The 15,881-nt window shown below is 58.1% G+C and carries 18 protein-coding genes; 13 read left to right on the plus strand and 5 right to left on the minus strand.

All coding sequences use genetic code 11. The features are described 5' to 3' along the window. Positions 1–169: 169 nt before the first annotated feature. From JKL48_RS05350 to JKL48_RS05370, 5 genes are all read left to right on the plus strand, one after another. Positions 170–1,651 carry a T9SS type A sorting domain-containing protein gene (locus JKL48_RS05350; protein WP_317191900.1) on the plus strand — a complete coding sequence of 494 codons (1,482 nt, stop codon included), beginning with the start codon at positions 170–172 and terminating at the stop codon, positions 1,649–1,651. Between the two features lie 255 nt (positions 1,652–1,906). Then, positions 1,907–2,539 (plus strand): YceI family protein, encoded by a 633-nt coding sequence (locus JKL48_RS05355; protein ID WP_201979595.1) that lies wholly within the window; start codon positions 1,907–1,909, stop codon positions 2,537–2,539. A gap of 101 nt (positions 2,540–2,640) precedes the next feature. Continuing rightward, positions 2,641–3,558, plus strand: coding sequence for a hypothetical protein (locus JKL48_RS05360; protein WP_201979598.1), 918 nt, complete (start codon positions 2,641–2,643; stop codon positions 3,556–3,558). Between the two features lie 256 nt (positions 3,559–3,814). Beyond that, positions 3,815–6,196, plus strand: a complete 2,382-nt coding sequence (locus tag JKL48_RS05365) for a ribonucleoside-diphosphate reductase subunit alpha (RefSeq protein WP_201979605.1) — start codon at positions 3,815–3,817, stop codon at positions 6,194–6,196. A 58-nt stretch (positions 6,197–6,254) separates the two neighbouring features. Then, positions 6,255–7,001 carry a DUF3800 domain-containing protein gene (locus JKL48_RS05370; RefSeq protein ID WP_201979606.1) on the plus strand — a complete coding sequence of 249 codons (747 nt, stop codon included), beginning with the start codon at positions 6,255–6,257 and terminating at the stop codon, positions 6,999–7,001. Between the two features lie 280 nt (positions 7,002–7,281). On the opposite strand, the gene JKL48_RS05375 is transcribed toward JKL48_RS05370, so the two are convergent. Continuing rightward, positions 7,282–7,704, minus strand: coding sequence for a hypothetical protein (locus JKL48_RS05375; protein WP_201979607.1), 423 nt, complete (start codon positions 7,702–7,704; stop codon positions 7,282–7,284). On the opposite strand from JKL48_RS05375, the gene JKL48_RS05380 reads away from it, so the two are divergent. Further along, complete coding sequence (locus tag JKL48_RS05380) at positions 7,694–7,999, plus strand: hypothetical protein (RefSeq protein WP_201979608.1); 306 nt, start codon at positions 7,694–7,696, stop codon at positions 7,997–7,999. The genes JKL48_RS05375 and JKL48_RS05380 overlap by 11 nt on opposite strands. A gap of 51 nt (positions 8,000–8,050) precedes the next feature. Here the strand turns inward: JKL48_RS05380 and JKL48_RS05385 are convergent, their stop codons facing one another. Next, on the minus strand, positions 8,051–8,404 hold the full coding sequence (locus JKL48_RS05385) for a hypothetical protein (RefSeq protein WP_201979609.1): 354 nt from the start codon (positions 8,402–8,404) through the stop codon (positions 8,051–8,053). Between the two features lie 201 nt (positions 8,405–8,605). Between JKL48_RS05385 and JKL48_RS05390 the strand changes: the two genes are divergently transcribed. The 4 genes from JKL48_RS05390 (at position 8,606) to JKL48_RS05405 (ending at position 10,284) form a co-directional block, all read left to right on the plus strand. Further along, on the plus strand, positions 8,606–9,283 hold the full coding sequence (locus JKL48_RS05390; protein WP_201979610.1) for a hypothetical protein: 678 nt from the start codon (positions 8,606–8,608) through the stop codon (positions 9,281–9,283). Between the two features lie 90 nt (positions 9,284–9,373). Next, the gene (locus tag JKL48_RS23520) at positions 9,374–9,730 is read left to right on the plus strand and encodes a DUF433 domain-containing protein (RefSeq protein ID WP_201979612.1); all 357 of its coding nucleotides are present in this window, start codon (positions 9,374–9,376) and stop codon (positions 9,728–9,730) included. A gap of 9 nt (positions 9,731–9,739) precedes the next feature. Further along, positions 9,740–10,075 (plus strand): DUF6883 domain-containing protein, encoded by a 336-nt coding sequence (locus JKL48_RS05400; RefSeq protein WP_201979614.1) that lies wholly within the window; start codon positions 9,740–9,742, stop codon positions 10,073–10,075. Beyond that, positions 10,075–10,284, plus strand: a complete 210-nt coding sequence (locus JKL48_RS05405; protein ID WP_201979617.1) for a DUF4926 domain-containing protein — start codon at positions 10,075–10,077, stop codon at positions 10,282–10,284. The genes JKL48_RS05400 and JKL48_RS05405 overlap by 1 nt, the downstream gene beginning before the upstream one ends. A gap of 82 nt (positions 10,285–10,366) precedes the next feature. Here JKL48_RS05405 and JKL48_RS05410 read toward each other — a convergent pair whose 3' ends face one another. After that, positions 10,367–10,561: a DUF433 domain-containing protein gene (locus JKL48_RS05410; protein ID WP_201979619.1), complete on the minus strand. Its 195-nt coding sequence runs from the start codon at positions 10,559–10,561 to the stop codon at positions 10,367–10,369. A gap of 232 nt (positions 10,562–10,793) precedes the next feature. Between JKL48_RS05410 and JKL48_RS05415 the strand changes: the two genes are divergently transcribed. Beyond that, positions 10,794–11,507, plus strand: a complete 714-nt coding sequence (locus JKL48_RS05415) for a DUF3800 domain-containing protein (RefSeq protein WP_201979621.1) — start codon at positions 10,794–10,796, stop codon at positions 11,505–11,507. A gap of 225 nt (positions 11,508–11,732) precedes the next feature. Here JKL48_RS05415 and JKL48_RS05420 read toward each other — a convergent pair whose 3' ends face one another. Further along, complete coding sequence (locus tag JKL48_RS05420; RefSeq protein WP_201979623.1) at positions 11,733–12,641, minus strand: helix-turn-helix domain-containing protein; 909 nt, start codon at positions 12,639–12,641, stop codon at positions 11,733–11,735. Beyond that, positions 12,638–13,612 (minus strand): NADP-dependent oxidoreductase, encoded by a 975-nt coding sequence (locus JKL48_RS05425; RefSeq protein WP_201979626.1) that lies wholly within the window; start codon positions 13,610–13,612, stop codon positions 12,638–12,640. Before JKL48_RS05425 ends, JKL48_RS05420 begins: the two co-directional genes overlap by 4 nt. Positions 13,613–14,543: 931 nt before the next feature. On the opposite strand from JKL48_RS05425, the gene JKL48_RS05430 reads away from it, so the two are divergent. Further along, the gene (locus JKL48_RS05430; protein ID WP_201979627.1) at positions 14,544–14,999 is read left to right on the plus strand and encodes a hypothetical protein; all 456 of its coding nucleotides are present in this window, start codon (positions 14,544–14,546) and stop codon (positions 14,997–14,999) included. A 73-nt stretch (positions 15,000–15,072) separates the two neighbouring features. Then, the gene (locus tag JKL48_RS05435; protein ID WP_201979629.1) at positions 15,073–15,804 is read left to right on the plus strand and encodes a DUF3826 domain-containing protein; all 732 of its coding nucleotides are present in this window, start codon (positions 15,073–15,075) and stop codon (positions 15,802–15,804) included. The last annotated feature ends 77 nt before the right edge of the window (positions 15,805–15,881 follow it).

Genomic DNA, 15,881 nt, shown 5'->3' on the forward strand with positions numbered 1-15,881 from the left:
TATACTCGTCGCAAAGTAGGGTGCGGGGCCTGCCCCCGCCCGTCGTTGAACGAATCCAATACAAGTCGTTCAACGACGGGCGGGGGCAGGCCCCGCACCCTACTTCCTTTTTCGCAAACCACTTCGCGACGAGTATAATCAAACGACAGCAGTAGCTCCCGTTAAAGCCATTGCGGTGCAGGCGGATGGCAAAATTGTGGTAGGCCGTGAAACCGGGTCTAATACCGGGAGTGTATTGGACATCTATCGCTTGAATTCCAACGGAAGTCTTGACCCCACCTTTAATGTAGGTGGCTACGGCTACTCGGGCACCGGCTATGGCGGCGTTAGCTGCCTGACGATGCAGCCCGATGGCAAAATTCTAGTAGGTAACCGCTATGGGACTTACAACGGCATCTCGGTCCCTTCGGGAATTACGCGTCTAAATAGTAATGGCACTATTGATGCCACTTTCAACCCTGGCGGTGGCGGTTTTAACAATGTGGTTAACTGCTTCGTGTTGCAACCCGATGGTAAAATCATAGTAGGAGGCGGTTTCTCTATTTACAACAATAATGCTGGCGTGCCCGATGGCTTACTACGTCTCAATGCCAACGGCATTGTAGACAATACGTTTAATCTTGGCGGTACTGGATTTGCCAATAGTGCTACACCGGGCGGCAGTGCTAATTGGGAAGTGTATGGATTAGCCTTGCAGTCCGACGGCAAGGTATTAGTGGGCAACCGGGCCTCTTATTACAATAGCGACCCCAATGTGCCGGATGCGCTGCTGCGCATCAATGCCAACGGTACGTGGGACCAGACCTTTAACCAAGGTGGCAGTGGGTATCTGATACCTGCGGGCACCCCGGTATACGCAGTAGCCGTGCAGCCCGACGGCAAAATAATTGCCGGCGGCACCGGCAATACTTACAACAGCGCCCCCACCAACTCTGATGGCATTCAACGATTCAACGCCGACGGCACACTCAATGGCGTTGACGTGCCCCTGAGCGGAGCCAGCTACGTCTTTACACCCGGCAATACGACCACCAACCCGCTGGTGACGAGTACTGGTGGCCTCTATTCTGCTGTGGCTACTTATCAGGGCGTCGCCTCGGCTCCCTCCAATGTGGTGACGGTGACCACTTGCCCGGCCCCCGTTCTGAGTAGCCTGAGCCGCACGAGCGGACCGGTGGGCACCAGCGTTACGCTCACGGGCACCAACCTGGCCTCGGCGACCAGCGTGCGCTTCAATGGGACGGCCCAAACGACTATCACGGCCAATACGGCTACCAGCCTGACGGTGAACGTGCCAGTTGGGACTACTACGGGCCCCGTTACCGTCGTGACTGCCGGCGGCACCAGCAACGGCTTGGCCTTTACCGTAACAACCGGCACGGCTACCGCCACGAATGACCTGGCCCGGCAAATTGCCGTGTACCCAAATCCGGCTACGGGGGCCGTGTTTGTGGAACTGCCCGTCGCCCTGCGTGGGCATGCCGCTGCTGCCACGCTGGTGGATGCCCTGGGTCGGGTGGCATCGCAGTATGCCCTCCCGGCCGGATTAGAAAGCCATTCGCTTTCACTGGCTGGGGTGGTGCCTGGGCTGTACGCGCTTCGGGTTCAGGCCGATGGTGGTACGTTGGTTTACAAGCTGCTGGTTAACTAAAGGAAAGAGCAGGACGGTCGAAGAAAGCAGCCTGTGCCGGATGCTTACGGGCACGGAGGGCTGGTTTCTTTGACCGTTTTAGCTGTAGCGTACTTGATGGTTGGCACCGGCGGGAGATACCGGTAAAAATGCAGGGAAGGGAATAAGCTGCGATGAGAGGCAACTATTAACCGGCGAACCACGAGTAGCTTGCAAAGCGGGCCAATGGCCCGCCGCTACCTATCCATCCATCATCTCCTGCCCATTCGATTTCCAATGAAATACGCCTTACTCATTCTGTTTGGCCTCGGCGTAGCAGCACCGGCTGCCCATGCGCAAGCTCCCGTCACGCCGGTGCCAGCCGCTGCTCCGGTGCCTTCCTCGGCCATGCTCCAGCGCTACACCACGGCCAGCGGGCAGGCTACTTTTTTCTCCACGGCGCCGCTGGAAGATATTGAAGCCCTGAACTCGCGGGTGGCCGCCATCTTCGATTTGAACACCGGGCAGTTGGCTTTTTCGCTGATGATGAAGGACTTTCAGTTCAAAAACTCGCTGATGCAGGAGCATTTCAATGAGAACTATGCCGAATCGGATAAGTACCCCCGGGCTCGCTTTATGGGCACGCTCGTGACCATGCCCACCGAAGAACAACTGCGTGCCGGCCCGCAGCCGGTGTATGTGCAGGGCCAGCTCACCATTCACAACGTGAAGCGCAAAGTGCGTGTGCCCGGCACCCTGCAGCTGCGCGGCAACGACCTGGTGGTAACGTCCAAATTCAGTGTGGCGCCGGCTGACTACAAGATTAAAATTCCCGCTCTGGTTCGCAACAACATCGCCAAGAGCATTGATATCAGCGTGATTGCCACCTGCCAGCCCGCGGCGGCCGCCACGGCCAGCATTGCCAAGTAACTCGGCGCTTCCTGAGAAGCGAAAAGCTCGCCCTGCTAGTGCAGGGCGGGCTTTTTCTTGTGCTAAACACGAAATTGAAACCTTGGGCCGTTGCAGCGAGCATGACGAAATTTCGACGCTTCCTGAAGTGGGTGCGGCCGCTGATACCTTACGTCAATATCGGGCTAGCCGGGGCGGCCTATTGGGCTAATGAGTATTGGTTTCAGGGCTTTTGCCAGCCCGTAGAATGGGCGGCGTGGGTGCTGGTAATCAGCATCGCCGCTTTTCTGCTGTGGCCATTTGCGAAGTGCGTGCCGGGGCTGAACTATCTGATGCTTTTTCTGATGGGCGTGCACTTCACGGTGTGCGTGTACTGCGCACTGTTCATCAATCCGCTGCAATTGCTGAGCATTCTGCTGATGGCGTTTTTGGTGTTTCCGCTGTTGCTGTGGGTGCCGGTGGTATTTGCCGTGCAAGCGTTGAACCGGGCAGTGGTGAGTGCGCTGCCAGGGGCTAGAGTGGTTTTCGGCTTGGGAGTCTTCGCGTTGCTGCCGGTGCAGCTGTGGGCGGAGCAACAGTATAGGGCGATTGCAGCGGCTGTGGCTAGCCTGCCTGCGAACAAGCGGCATCAAACGTCGGAGTGGCTGCGGGTGGTGCCCCGGACCTACATGGCCGAACGGCTGGCCGGTTCCCTCTTCAAGTACCACAATTACCCGGAGTTTGTCTACGATGGCTGGCGTCCGCCCCTGCACGACCCGTTGGTAAACATCTGCTTGTGGAGCCGAAATGGGGACAGACCCCCACTGCTGATTGATGACGATGCCTGGCGGACGCCCCAGACTTCGGCAGACCATCAGGCCGCTTTCTACCACCAGCTATTCCCCAACCTGCCCATCAAAGCCGACTGCACCTGCAACCACACGCACGACGGCGAAAGCTACCTCGAATGGCAGCCCTGGCTGAATAGCCGCGCGGCCGATGCCAAGCTCCGCATGAAGCGCCGAGAATTGCTCAAGCAGAATAATCCTTTGGGCATATAAAGCGTCAACGGCCGACTTACTTTCCAAAAAACGGCTTGGCGTCCCCGTTCGGGTCCTATGTGGAAAACTTCCGGACTTTTTCCTTGCCCTTGGCAAACACAGGCGGTAATTTCCGGGATTCAATATCCGGTCGATTGCTGCTACCCCAGCCCTCGGTTCTGCTCTTTCACAACTGCCTCAACGACTTGCCGCCGGCACTGTGCCGCGCCGGCTCCTTCAGTATATACGCAAAAACCCACAACCAAACACCACTGGTATGCTAGTAATTAAACGCGACGGGCGCCGCGAGTCCGTGAAGTTTGACAAGGTCACGGCCCGGATTGAAAAACTGTGCTACGGCTTGCACATGGATTTCGTGTCGCCGATTGAGGTGGCCAAGAAGGTGATTGACGGTATTTACGATGGCGTGACCACCGTGGAGCTGGACAACCTCGCCGCCGAAACGGCCGCTTCGCTCACCACCAAGCACCCGGACTACGCCATTCTGGCGGCCCGCATTGCGGTGAGCAACCTGCACAAGGTGACCAGCAAGTCCTTCTCGAGCACGATGAAGCGGTTGTACACCTATGAGGACCCCAAGAATGGCGACAACGCCTCGCTCATCGCCACCGACGTGTGGGAGGTGATTCATAAGAACGCCGCCACGCTGGACTCGGCCATTATCTACGACCGGGACTACAACTATGACTTCTTCGGCTTCAAGACGCTGGAACGCTCGTATTTGCTGCGCTTGGAGGGCAAGGTGGTGGAGCGGCCCCAGCACATGCTGATGCGCGTGGCGGTGGGCATCCACAAGGACGACATTGACTCGGTTATCAAAACCTACAACTTGCTGAGCGAGCGGTGGTTTACCCACGCCACGCCCACGCTGTTCAACGCCGGGACGCCGAAGCCGCAGATGTCGAGCTGCTTCCTGCTGACGATGAAGGACGACTCCATTGATGGCATTTACGACACGCTGAAGAACTGCGCGCTGATTTCGCAGTCGGCCGGCGGCATTGGGCTGTCGGTGAGCAACGTGCGGGCCACGGGCTCCTACATCAAGGGCACCAATGGCAACTCGAACGGGCTGGTGCCCATGCTGAAGGTGTTCAACGACACGGCCCGCTACGTGGACCAGGGCGGCGGGAAGCGCAAGGGCGCCTTCGCCATTTACCTGGAGCCCTGGCACGCCGACATTTTCGAGTTCCTGGACCTGAAGAAGAACCACGGCAAGGAGGAAATGCGCGCCCGCGACCTGTTTTACGCCCTCTGGACGCCCGATTTGTTTATGAAGCGCGTGGAGCAGAACGGCGACTGGACGCTGATGTGCCCGCACGAGTGCCCCGGCCTGGATACCACCTGGGGCCCGGAGTTTGAGCGCCTCTACGCCAAGTACGAAAAGGAGGGCCGCGGCCGCCGCACCATCAAGGCGCAGGAGCTGTGGTTTGCCATTCTGGAAAGCCAGACGGAGACGGGCACGCCCTACATGCTGTTTAAGGACGCGGCCAACGGCAAATCGAACCAGCAGAACCTGGGCACGATTAAGTCCTCGAACCTGTGCACCGAGATTATTGAGTACACCGACGCCGACGAGATTGCCGTGTGCAACCTGGCCTCGCTGGCGCTGCCCCGCTACCTGGTGACCGATGCGCAGGGCAACACCACCTTCGACCACCAGAAGCTGTACGAGGTGACCTACCAGGCCACCCTGAACCTGAACAAGGTGATTGACGTGAACTACTACCCGGTGCCCGAAACGCAGAAGTCGAACTTCCGCCACCGCCCCATCGGGCTGGGCGTGCAGGGCCTGGCCGATACATTCATTGCCCTGCGCATGCCCTTCGAGAGCGACGAAGCCTCGGGCCTGAACAAGGACATTTTCGAAACCATCTACTTCGCGGCCATGACGGCCTCGAAGGACCTCGCCATCAAGGACGGGCACTACGAAACCTTCCCCGGCTCGCCCCTGAGCCAGGGCAAGTTCCAGTTCGACCTCTGGGGCGTGACGCCCGACTCGGGCCGCTGGGACTGGGAAAGCCTGCGCGCCGAGGTGGTGAAGCACGGGGCCCGCAACTCGCTGCTGGTGGCGCCCATGCCCACGGCCAGCACCGCCCAGATTCTGGGCAACAACGAGTCGTTTGAGCCCTACACGAGCAACATTTACGTGCGGCGCGTGCTATCAGGCGAGTTTATGGTGGTGAACAAGCACCTGCTGAAGGACCTGGTGGCCCTGGGCCTGTGGAACGACGCCATGAAGCAGGAAATCATCGCCGCCAACGGCTCGGTGCAGGGCATTGCCCGCATTCCGCAGCACATCAAGGACCTGTACAAGACGGTGTGGGAGATTTCGCAGCGCCGCATCATCGACCAGGCCGCCGACCGCGGGGCCTACATCTGCCAGAGCCAGAGCCTGAACCTGCACGTGCAAAACGTGAACTTCGGCAAGCTCACCAGCATGCACTTCCACGCCTGGAAGCGCGGCCTGAAAACCGGCATGTACTACCTGCGCACCAAAGCCGCCGCCGACGCCATCAAGTTCACGGTGGAAAAGCAAGCCGCCGAAACCCTGGAGCCCCTGGCCCTGGTGGAGCAAAACCAGTCCGACATGGCCTGCTCCCTGGATAACCCGGACGCCTGCGAGGCCTGCGGGTCGTAGATTAAACGAAAAAGGCCACCTTGTTTTAAGGTGGCCTTTTTACAACGTATCCTAATCTATGTACCTCATGTATGTGGATGAAAGCGGCGACCCTGGCGTTTTTTCGGGCCAGAACTCGCAGCATTTCATCCTAATCGGGTTAATTGTGCCAATCAATGAATGGAATACTTCATTGCAACGACTGGTCAAGCTTCGAAAGCATTTTAGCAAAACCATGGGGCTGCCAGAACGTGAAGAAATTCACAGCAGCGAACTGGTGAGAATTAACAAAATCGACGCTTACCGGAAAATTCCCAAATCAACGCGCATCTCCATCCTGAAAACCTTTGTAAACGAAATCCCCAATATCTTTCCGGAAAGCAAAATCATTAGTGTTTGCTTGGACAAGCAAGGCTTGGGGAATCAGCAATCCTTTCAGGAACTGGCTTGGAAACGTTTGATTCAGCGGTATGACACTTTTCTGAAAAAAGGCAATGCAAAAGGGATAATCGTGAGTGATGACTCTGACGAACCCATTTTACGGGGACTTTTACGGAAGATGCGAGTCTATAACTACGTTCCTTCCAAGTTCACAGGCTATTACAATCCAGTCATCTCCAACATTGTCGAAGACATATTTTTTCGACAGTCGAAGCATTCCTTCGTTGTCCAAGTTGTGGATGCGATAGCGCATTCGCTATATCGGAAGGAATACCCAAAAGGTAGTTTGAAGAAGTTCGGATTGCAGTATCTGTTCGATACGCTGACCCCTTTGCTACTGAAAGAAGCCTCACCAAAAGACCCTCAAGGCATCGTGAGGGGATAAAAAAATGCCCCGGTTGAAAAACCGGGGACTTTTTGTGGCCCTGCCAAGGCCACAGGGCCAAGGTGAGTCACGTCACAAATATAACGCTTATAGCTAAGCCAGGGTTCTGTGTGTATAACTTTTCCCTTGCAACCAAAGCACATTGGCCTGCACAAAAGCAAAAAGGACGGCAATTATGCCGTCCTTTTTTATGTAGCCTAAAGAGGCTTAAGCCACCACAGACATCTTGTCCTTACTGGCAATTCCCTGATTCAAATCCTCTGCACTATTGATAGTAGTGTTAGTTGTTTGTTCCATTTTGACCTCCTTTTGAAATGTTGTGTCTGCGTTTATTGTCAAGTTCAAGTTTATCCAGCAAATGCTTGCGTTGAAGAGCAGAATTAGAAGGTATGAACCAATCTTGCTCTTGGTTGTCGTTGAAAATTTTGGTGCAGAGGAGGGGGATATGCTTTTCTTGGGTTTGGTGTCTGGGTACCAACGAGGTGGTCAAATCCAGTAACTCTTCAAAGATAGTAACTCCAGCTTCCCCAGCCGCTGCCGCCCCGGGAGCGGCTGGTTTGGTTTTGGGGAAGCTTGCGCGGAATGGCGAGAAACACGAAGCATCGTTCAGCCGCTGGGGCGCCGGGGGGCGGCTGCGCCATTTCTGGCGTTGGTGGCTGCAATGAGTATCTTGCCCACCTAATGCACAGCCTGTGAAATCCATTCCTTTTGCCCAATACGTGGCGCTTCTCAAACTGCTGGGTCTGGAATATGTGCGCACGGTGGGCAGCCATCAGCACTGGGACTTCCCGAAAAACTCGGGCAAAGCGCTGTTGCGGACGCTCACCTTACGCGACAAAGACAAGGATATTCCCGTTTTGCACATGCTCACGAACCTCGCTACCCTGGAAGCTTCTGGCGTGGTGACCAAAGCTGATTTTGAACAGTTGCTGGCGGCGCAGCAGAACCCCAAGGCCGCCAAAGCGCAACGCAAGCGGCGGAAAGACGAGGAGAAATAAAAACGGCCTTTCCAGTTGGAAAGGCCGTTTTCAGCAACACAAAAGGGATTGTTACGCGGGAAGCAGCACCTGCTCGGTGAGAATGCGCCGGCTGCGGGCCGGGCGGTTGAGCACTTCGACGGACAAGCGTGGGGGTTCGTACACGGGCGTAGGCTTCTTCACGAGCCGCCAGCCCAGCGAGAGCAACAGGCGGTCGAGGGTGCCGCGTTCGGCAGTGTCCTGAATAAAGAATTGCAGGGCTTCTTCAAAGGCCGCTTCGGCTTCGGCTTCGGTATCGCCATAAGACGACAGTTCCAGCGCCGGGCAATAAGCCACGTATTGGCCGGTGTCGTCGTCAAGCACGAGCAGTACTTCTACTTCGGCCTGGGTAAGCTGGCCTTGCGGACCGGTGATGAGAGTAGCCATAGATGCAGTGCAAATGAACGTAGCGAAGATACGCGCGTTCGTTCTGGTTTAACGCAGGAAAGAAACACTAGATTCCCCAGCCGCTGGGGCGCCGGGGGCGGCTGGGGGTGGGGTAGCTCGCGCGGAAGGGCGGGAAACGCTAGGTATAGTTTGGTCGCGGCGGCGCTGGGCGTAGCTTGCGGGATGAATTCATGCATGAGTATGCGTAAGGTGGCGAAGTGGCAACTAGCTTCGGCCTTGCTGGTGGCTGGCTGTGCTGCACCATCAGAGGGAGAGAAGCAGGTTGCTGAAACCGTCGCCCCGCCGGTAGCGGCAGGGGTTAGGCCAGCGGAGAGTAGTGGCAAACCACTGCCGGTTTTTCGGCCAGGTATCAGTTGCAAACTCCCTATTTACCAACTTGCCAAGCTGGAGCCAGCGCCAACCCAGCGGCTCGATTCAGCATTTGTCGCTCAACTGGTTGTCAAGGCGCCGCGTTTGAAACGCAGCTTCGGCAGTTACACGCACGACGACGACATCTTTGCTTTGGATACCATGGCTTGCCAAAGCTTTTTCCTGGTTTCCTGGTTGCACCGGCACGAAGGCTGTTGCGAGGAACTGTACTACCTAACCTTTGACAATGAGAAAAGAAAGTTGCTTGATATAAAGCAAATAGCCTCCGGTGGGGCAGACGGCGATTGGCAAGCGCGCAGCACGATGCGCTTGATGAAAGGTGGGAGGGTGAGCGCCAAAACCACCGCCCATAATGCCATATCACCGCGCGACGTCCAGCCCGACGGCAGCATTCTGGCCTACGAGCACACCGACGTAGTCGTGAAGGAATTTGCGCTAAACGCTAACGGCCAAATCAACTGTGTGCTGAAAGACAGCACACGTCGCTGAGACGCATGGGAAGTAACTGACGCATCTTTCGGCCGCCCTCGCCCCGGGAGCGGCTGGGGTGGTTTTGGGGGGCGTTTGTATCTTAGCCACATGGCCACTCCCATATCCCTCAACCACCCGCGCATTACCACTGACTACAACATCTGCCACGGGCAGCTGGTGGTACGTGGCCTGCGCTACCCGGTGTGGTCGGTGCTCGAGTACCTGGCCTCCGGTATGAGTGAGGCCGAAATCCTGGCTGACTACTCCGATTTGGAAGTGGAAGACTTGCGCGCCTGTCAGGCCTACGCAGCGTCTCTGCTGAAAAAGATAAGCCAAACGCTGGCCGGCGATGGCACGCGGCGGGCCGTGACGAAACAGGAGATGCTGGCGCACCTGATAGAAACCGGCAAGGTGCCGCCCGGTACGGTGCTGGATGAGCAAGGGCAGCTACCCCGGCGGCCGTAGCTTTGCCAGATGCCGCTACCCGACAAGCCCTTATTCATTGCCCCCAACAAGGTGCAGGAATATCTACTAAACCCTGACCATCCCATTGGCGGCGCCAAGGCGCGCTTCTTCCTCGGCATTGGGTATTCGCGGCAGCACTACCAGCAGCTAATAGACGACCTGATACAGCACGGCCACTCCGGCACGCTGACGGAAGAGAAACCTTCGCCTTATGGGACTAAATTTGTGGTAGATGGCCCGCTGCTGGCGCCCAACGGGCGGCACTACCCTATCCGAACCGTGTGGATGGAACAATCACCGGGCATCTACGTTTTGCTTATCACCGCCCACTTACTTGACCGCTAATGAAACCCTTCGCCGAATTAGACATCGTGCAATTGCAGCAAGCGCACCCCGAATGCGGCTTGCCGGCCGGCGCGTTGGGCACTGTCGTGTTGGTGCACGCGCAAGGCGAGGCCTACGAAGTAGAATTTGTTCAACCCGACGGCCACACCCAAGCCGTGCTGACGCTGCCCGCAGCGGAAGTCACCAAGCCCATGCAACAGGCCGCTTAGCCTCTCCCTTTCCTGACCAAACAACACCCGCCACGCCTCTGCTTCTTCGGAAGCATGCGCACCAGGGCGGGTTTTTTGTTGCCTAAGTGGCGTATTGCAGAGCCGCTTGCAGGTCGAGGACTTCGAGGTCGGGCATCTCAGCCAGAATCTGCTCGGCGGTGAGGCCGGCGGCAAAGAGTTGGAGCACGTCGGCCACGCGGATGCGCATGCCGCGAATGCAGGGCCGGCCGCCGCACTGGCGCGGGTTGGTGGTGATGCGATGCTGCAAGGATTCCATGTGGTGAAGATACTGGAGTTTCTGTTGCCGCTCGCGCGCTGGGGTGGCTGGTTTGGTTTTGGGGTAGCTCGCGCGGAATGGCGAGAAACACGAAGCATCGTTCAGCCGCTGGGGCGCCGGGGGGCGGCTGGGGGACGGTTGGGGTAGCGCGCGGAATGGCGAAAAACGCTAGGCATCGTTCGGCTGCGGCGGTGTCGTGGGCGAGGAAAAGCGCTGATGTAGCTTTGGCCCGATGTATTTCATGTACGTGGACGAAAGCGGCGACCCGGGCCGCTACAACGGCAGCAACACGCCGCACTTTATTCTGAGCGGCTTGATTGTTCCTGAAGCAGAGTGGGCGGCGGGGCTGGCGCGGATGCTGGCCTTCCGTGAAGGCGTGAAGCAGGCAACGGGCTTGCCGAAGAAGGTAGAATTTCACAGCAGCGAGCTAGTCCGGCCCCATAAGCTGGAGGCGTACAAGCAAATCCATAAGTCGGCGCGGGTGCGGCTGTTGAAGGATTTCGTAGAATTAATGCCCACCTTCTTTCCCAATGCCCGCATTCTGAGTGTGTGCCTCGATAAGCAGCAGCTGATAGCCGAAACCAACTACCAGGAAACGGCTTGGCGGCTACTGCTACGTGGGTTCGATACGTTCTTGCAGGCGCAAAACAAGCTGGGTCTGGTGGTGTCCGACGATACGAATGAAACGGCGCTTCGGCTTTTATATCGCTCCATGCGGAAGGAGCCCCAACCCATCACCGCTATTCTGGAAGACGTGGTGTGTCGGCAGTCCATCCATTCCTACTACGTACAGGCCGTTGATGCCATTGCCTTCTGCCTCTATCAACAGGAGTACCCCAAAGGCAGCACCCGCAAGTTCGACTTGCATCAGCTGTTCAAAACCCTCGATGCAATGTTGCTCAAAACCGCCGCGCCGGCCGACCCCCAGGGCGTCATCCGGGCCTAATGGACAAAAAAATGCCCCGGTTAAAACAACCGGGGACTTTGTCGTGGCCCGTTCTAGGCTACAGGACCTAGGCGAGTCACAGTGCAAATATAACGACTGTTTCCTTTATTAGGTTCGAGTCTTGTTAGGGTTCGAACCAGTAACCTAAGCTTCTTCAGCCGCTGGGGCGGCGGGGGCGGCCAGGGGGGCCGGATGGCACGGGTCGCAGCCCCGCGCCATCGTTTATTAGTTAAACGACGCCCGAAACTCGAGCGGCGAGAGGCTGGTCTTGGTCTTGAACAGCTTGCTGAACGACTGCAAATGCTCGAACCCCAGCCCGTAGGCAATTTCGCTCACGGTGAGGGTGGTGGTCGAAAGCTTTTCCTTGGCTTTGGCTATCAGCATGGCGTGGATGTGCTGCTGGGTGTTTTGCCCGGTGAGCACGCGCAGCAGGTTGCTGAGGTACTTGGGCGAGAGGTGCAGGCCGTCGGCCACATATTGCACGGTGGGCAGGCCACGCTCCACGAGGTCGGGGCTGTTGAAATGCGCCTGCAGCAGCGACTCCAGGCGTTCGAGCACCTCGTGGTTGGCCTTTTCGCGGGTCAGGAACTGGCGGTGGTAAAACCGGTCGGCGTAGTGCAGCAGGCTTTCGAGGTGCGACACCATGATGTGCTTGCTGAACCGGTCGATGGTGGACGCGTATTCCTGCTCGATGGCAAAAAGGAGGTGGAGAATGGCCGCCTCCTCCTTGCCCGACAGAAACAGTGCTTCTTTGAGCGAGTAGTCCCAGAAATCGTATTGCTGGATGGTTTTGGCCAGCGACGTATTCCACAGAAAATCGGGATGGACGTACACCACCCACCCCGATTTTTCGACGGCCTCGGCCGGGTCGGCCACCGCCATGCTGAACACCTGATTGGGCGCCATAAACGACATGATGCCTTCGTTGAAGTCGAACGGGTGCTGCCCGTACTTCATGCGCACATTCCGCATGCGCTTCACGGAGATGGCGTAAAAGTCGAAGACCATACTCGTCGGCTCCTCGCCCGGCTGGTGCGGCACGGTGCTCACGTCCACCACGCTCAGCAGCGGATGCTGGGGCTTGGGCAGCTGCCGAAACTCGTGAAACTCGCTGATGGTGCGGAAGCGCTTCATGCCGGTTCGTCGTTGGGGCGGATTTCCAGCACCAGCTTGCCTTGTACGTGCCAGGTCTGGCTTTCGCGGTGGGCGTCGGCCACCTGCGCCAGCGGATATACCCGGCTGATGACCACCTTCACCTGCTCTGCATCAATCAACTGCGCGATTTCGTGCAGCCAGTCCTGCCGGGGCTGATTGGGCGCCAGTTCGCCAGTGGCCGGTTGCTGGGCGAGGGCCGCCTGCAGGGCTTCGTCGAAGGGAAAATCGACGTTGACGCTGACGAAGATGCCGCCGGGTTTTAGCACGCGCACGGTTTTGATGCGGGCGGCATTGTCGCGCAGGGGCGAGGCTTCCAGCACCACGTCCACGTCGCGCACCAGCTCTTCTGCTGGCTGCGTGCGGTAGTCCAGCGCCTCATCGGCCCCTAGTTCCTTCACATAATCCAGGTTGCCAGCCGATGCCGTGCCGATGACGTAGGCGCCTTTGGCCTTGGCAAACTGCACGGCAAAACTTCCCACGCCGCCCGATGCTCCCTGAATGAGAACGCGCTGGCCAGCTTGCAACCGGCCGTGCCCAAACAGGCCCGTCCAGGCCGTGAGGGCAGCCAGGGGCACCCCCGCCGCTTCGGTAAAGCCGAGGCGGGTTGGCTTACGCGCAAACTGGCTGGCTTTGGCCGCGCAGTATTCGGCGTAGCTGCCATTGCCGGGAAAGTTGGGCACGCCATATACGGCGTCGCCTTGCTGAAATCCGGTCACTTCGCTGCCCAGTTCTTCCACCACGCCGGCCACGTCCCAGCCCAAGGTCAGCGGCAGGGTCAGGTAAGCGCGCAGGGCATCGTTGCCGCCTTCCCGCACCACCCAATCCACGGGATTGACACCACTGGCGTACACCTTCACGAGGATTTCGTCGGCTGCCGGCACGGGGCGCGCCGTTTCTTCTAGTTGCAGGACCTCGGGCCCGCCAAATGCGTGAATTCTTACGGCTTTCATCGGGTAATCTGTTTGGTGAGAGCGATTTCGGAGTCGGTGTAGTTGATGATAACAAAGGTCCCTGTTAGTGGAGCCGTGGATTTAACCAAAATGCTCTTTGTTTTAATCGGAATGACCAAAAACACTTCCGCCCCAGCGCTTAAGCGGCTTTGGTGAGCCGACTGGGAGCCACGAGGACTTTGCAGCCAATGAAGCTGTTTAGAGCGGTTTCGGGGTCGGTATACAGTCGATGGAAGTAGCGCGAACTTTGTCGTTCGCGTCCCTGCACAGATTGTAAACGTTGAAACGGCGCGGGCACGCGAACGACAAAGTTCGAGCTACGGTACACCGACTCCGAAACTGCTCTAGGATGTGTCTTGCTTGCCGGTCCGACGGCGTAGGCGTCCGACCGGTCGTCGCCCGAACGACTCCCGTCCGACCGTCGACCAACAACCGGTCGGACGCCTACGCCGTCGGACCGCGCGGAACCGACTGCCTACAGCCGTTTCGAAGTCCGTGTACGTGCGGTCAGTAGCGCGCACTTTGTCGTTCGCGTGCCAGAACGAGCTAGCGGCGCAGGGACGCGAACGACACAGTTCGCGCTACTCTACACCAACCCCGACACCGCGCTAAAAAGGCAAAGGCATCGATAGCGTCGCGCTTTAAGGGCAAGACGGCTGCGCTGTCAACAAGCAGTCCCGGCAGGTACTGCCCAGCGGCCGAAGCACCTGCCGGAACTGTTCCGTTCTTGCGCGAGCGCTGCTTTCCATCGGCAATTGAAAATGCCCCAAGCAGCAACGGCTTTAGTGAATGACCCCGGTCTGCTACTTGAAGCCACACCAGCCGCCGGCAACCCGCGGTTGAGGCATGTCGTGGGCAGGGCAGACATGTAATAAGGCCGGCCTGATATAACCACCGCAATTATGCTATATTGTGGTCTTTTCTTTCGCTTATGACCTTTTTTCGAAGTGCAAGCTGGTTGCTGGTGTTGGGCTGTTTGGCGTGGAGCACCGCGTGCCTGGCCCAGCCGGTGCCCCCTACAGCGGCCGAGGGCCGTGCCGCTGTTCCGGCGGCCGATACCGCGACTGTGGCCGCGCTGCACGCCCTTTTCCGGGCCAAGCGCCGGTACAGCGACGCGGCGCTGATTGGGGCGCCGGTAGCGGCACTTGTGGCGGTAGGGAGCTTAGGGGTTTTGGCAGTCAGCCAGCTCTCGAACAACGAACCGAACAACACCCTGCCGGTGCTGGGCATCGTGGGCGGCTCGGTGTTGGCCATCGGCCTGCTCAACCACTACACGCGCTACACCCCAAGCCGTGAGCGGAAAATGCTGGCCCAGTACGAGCAAACGCATACCCTGCCCAAGTGGGTGAGCCGAAACCTGGAGCGGCGCCGCGCCCGCAAGCAATAATCAAGGGGCGTGCGAGCCAAGCGGCGACGAATTTTGTACTTTACGCCGGTAATTCGACCACCCTCTGTCAGCCATGAGCAAGCCTAGCAAAATAGCCGTTTTCGTTCTTGGCCTAAGCGTGTGGGCCGCTTTTGCGGCGCACGGCCAGGCCACCACCGGTACGGCCGAAACCACCCCGCCCCTGAGCGTTGAAGCGAAAGCCAAAGCCGACCAGGAGGCCGACAAAAAAGCTGCCGAATGGGTGGCTACATTAAAGCTGAGCGATGCCAAAAAAGCGGCCGCCGTGCAGCAGGTGGTTGCCACGCATCTGAAGGCCATTCGGGACTACAACAACGCCCATCCCTACACCGAAACGCCGGCCGGCATCAACCCGGCCACCGGCAAGGCGCTGAGCACCCTGGACCGGCAGCTTATTGCCGTTTCGGCCATGCCGAAAGCCATTCACGAAAACCTGATGGCCGGCCTGCGCCAGCAGCTCGCGCCCGAGCAGGTAGAAGCCGTGCTGGACAAATACACCGTTGGCAAAGTGGCCTTCACGCTGAACGGCTACAAATCCATTGTGCCCAACCTGACGCCCACGGAAGAAGCCATACTTCTGACCAACCTGAAGCAGGCCCGCGAGCAGGCCGTGGATTTCAAGAGCATGAAGGAAATATCGGCCGTTTTTGAAATCTACAAAACCAAAAACGAGGAGTACCTGAACACCCATGGCCGCAACTGGCGCGAGATGTTCAAGGCTTACGTAGACGCGGCGAATGCCAAAAAAGCAGCCGACAAGGCCAACGCGCCGGCAGCGCCTAAGTAGCTGTTTGATTAGGGCATGGCGCAGCATTGGCGCTTCGCAGATGTTCAGTAAGCGGTATTTAGGGGCTGCTTATAGAT

Origin of the sequence: Hymenobacter rubidus, assembly GCF_016734815.1 — a bacterium.
Taxonomy (GTDB): Bacteria; Bacteroidota; Bacteroidia; order Cytophagales; family Hymenobacteraceae; genus Hymenobacter; species Hymenobacter rubidus.

Bases quoted from the DNA above. Each gene is read 5' to 3' on its own strand.
- JKL48_RS23520 (WP_201979612.1), top strand. From the start codon at position 9,374: ATGGCCACTCCCATATCCCTCAACCACCCGCGCATTACCACTGACTAC.
- JKL48_RS05390 (WP_201979610.1), top strand. From the start codon at position 8,606: ATGCGTAAGGTGGCGAAGTGGCAACTAGCTTCGGCCTTGCTGGTGGCT.
- JKL48_RS05420 (WP_201979623.1), bottom strand. From the start codon at position 12,641: ATGAAGCGCTTCCGCACCATCAGCGAGTTTCACGAGTTTCGGCAGCTG.
- JKL48_RS05370 (WP_201979606.1), top strand. From the start codon at position 6,255: ATGTACCTCATGTATGTGGATGAAAGCGGCGACCCTGGCGTTTTTTCG.
- JKL48_RS05405 (WP_201979617.1), top strand. From the start codon at position 10,075: ATGAAACCCTTCGCCGAATTAGACATCGTGCAATTGCAGCAAGCGCAC.
- JKL48_RS05425 (WP_201979626.1), bottom strand. From the start codon at position 13,612: ATGAAAGCCGTAAGAATTCACGCATTTGGCGGGCCCGAGGTCCTGCAA.
- JKL48_RS05435 (WP_201979629.1), top strand. From the start codon at position 15,073: ATGAGCAAGCCTAGCAAAATAGCCGTTTTCGTTCTTGGCCTAAGCGTG.
- JKL48_RS05355 (WP_201979595.1), top strand. From the start codon at position 1,907: ATGAAATACGCCTTACTCATTCTGTTTGGCCTCGGCGTAGCAGCACCG.
- JKL48_RS05365 (WP_201979605.1), top strand. From the start codon at position 3,815: ATGCTAGTAATTAAACGCGACGGGCGCCGCGAGTCCGTGAAGTTTGAC.
- JKL48_RS05430 (WP_201979627.1), top strand. From the start codon at position 14,544: ATGACCTTTTTTCGAAGTGCAAGCTGGTTGCTGGTGTTGGGCTGTTTG.
- JKL48_RS05360 (WP_201979598.1), top strand. From the start codon at position 2,641: ATGACGAAATTTCGACGCTTCCTGAAGTGGGTGCGGCCGCTGATACCT.
- JKL48_RS05375 (WP_201979607.1), bottom strand. From the start codon at position 7,704: ATGGATTTCACAGGCTGTGCATTAGGTGGGCAAGATACTCATTGCAGC.
- JKL48_RS05385 (WP_201979609.1), bottom strand. From the start codon at position 8,404: ATGGCTACTCTCATCACCGGTCCGCAAGGCCAGCTTACCCAGGCCGAA.
- JKL48_RS05410 (WP_201979619.1), bottom strand. From the start codon at position 10,561: ATGGAATCCTTGCAGCATCGCATCACCACCAACCCGCGCCAGTGCGGC.
- JKL48_RS05400 (WP_201979614.1), top strand. From the start codon at position 9,740: ATGCCGCTACCCGACAAGCCCTTATTCATTGCCCCCAACAAGGTGCAG.
- JKL48_RS05415 (WP_201979621.1), top strand. From the start codon at position 10,794: ATGTATTTCATGTACGTGGACGAAAGCGGCGACCCGGGCCGCTACAAC.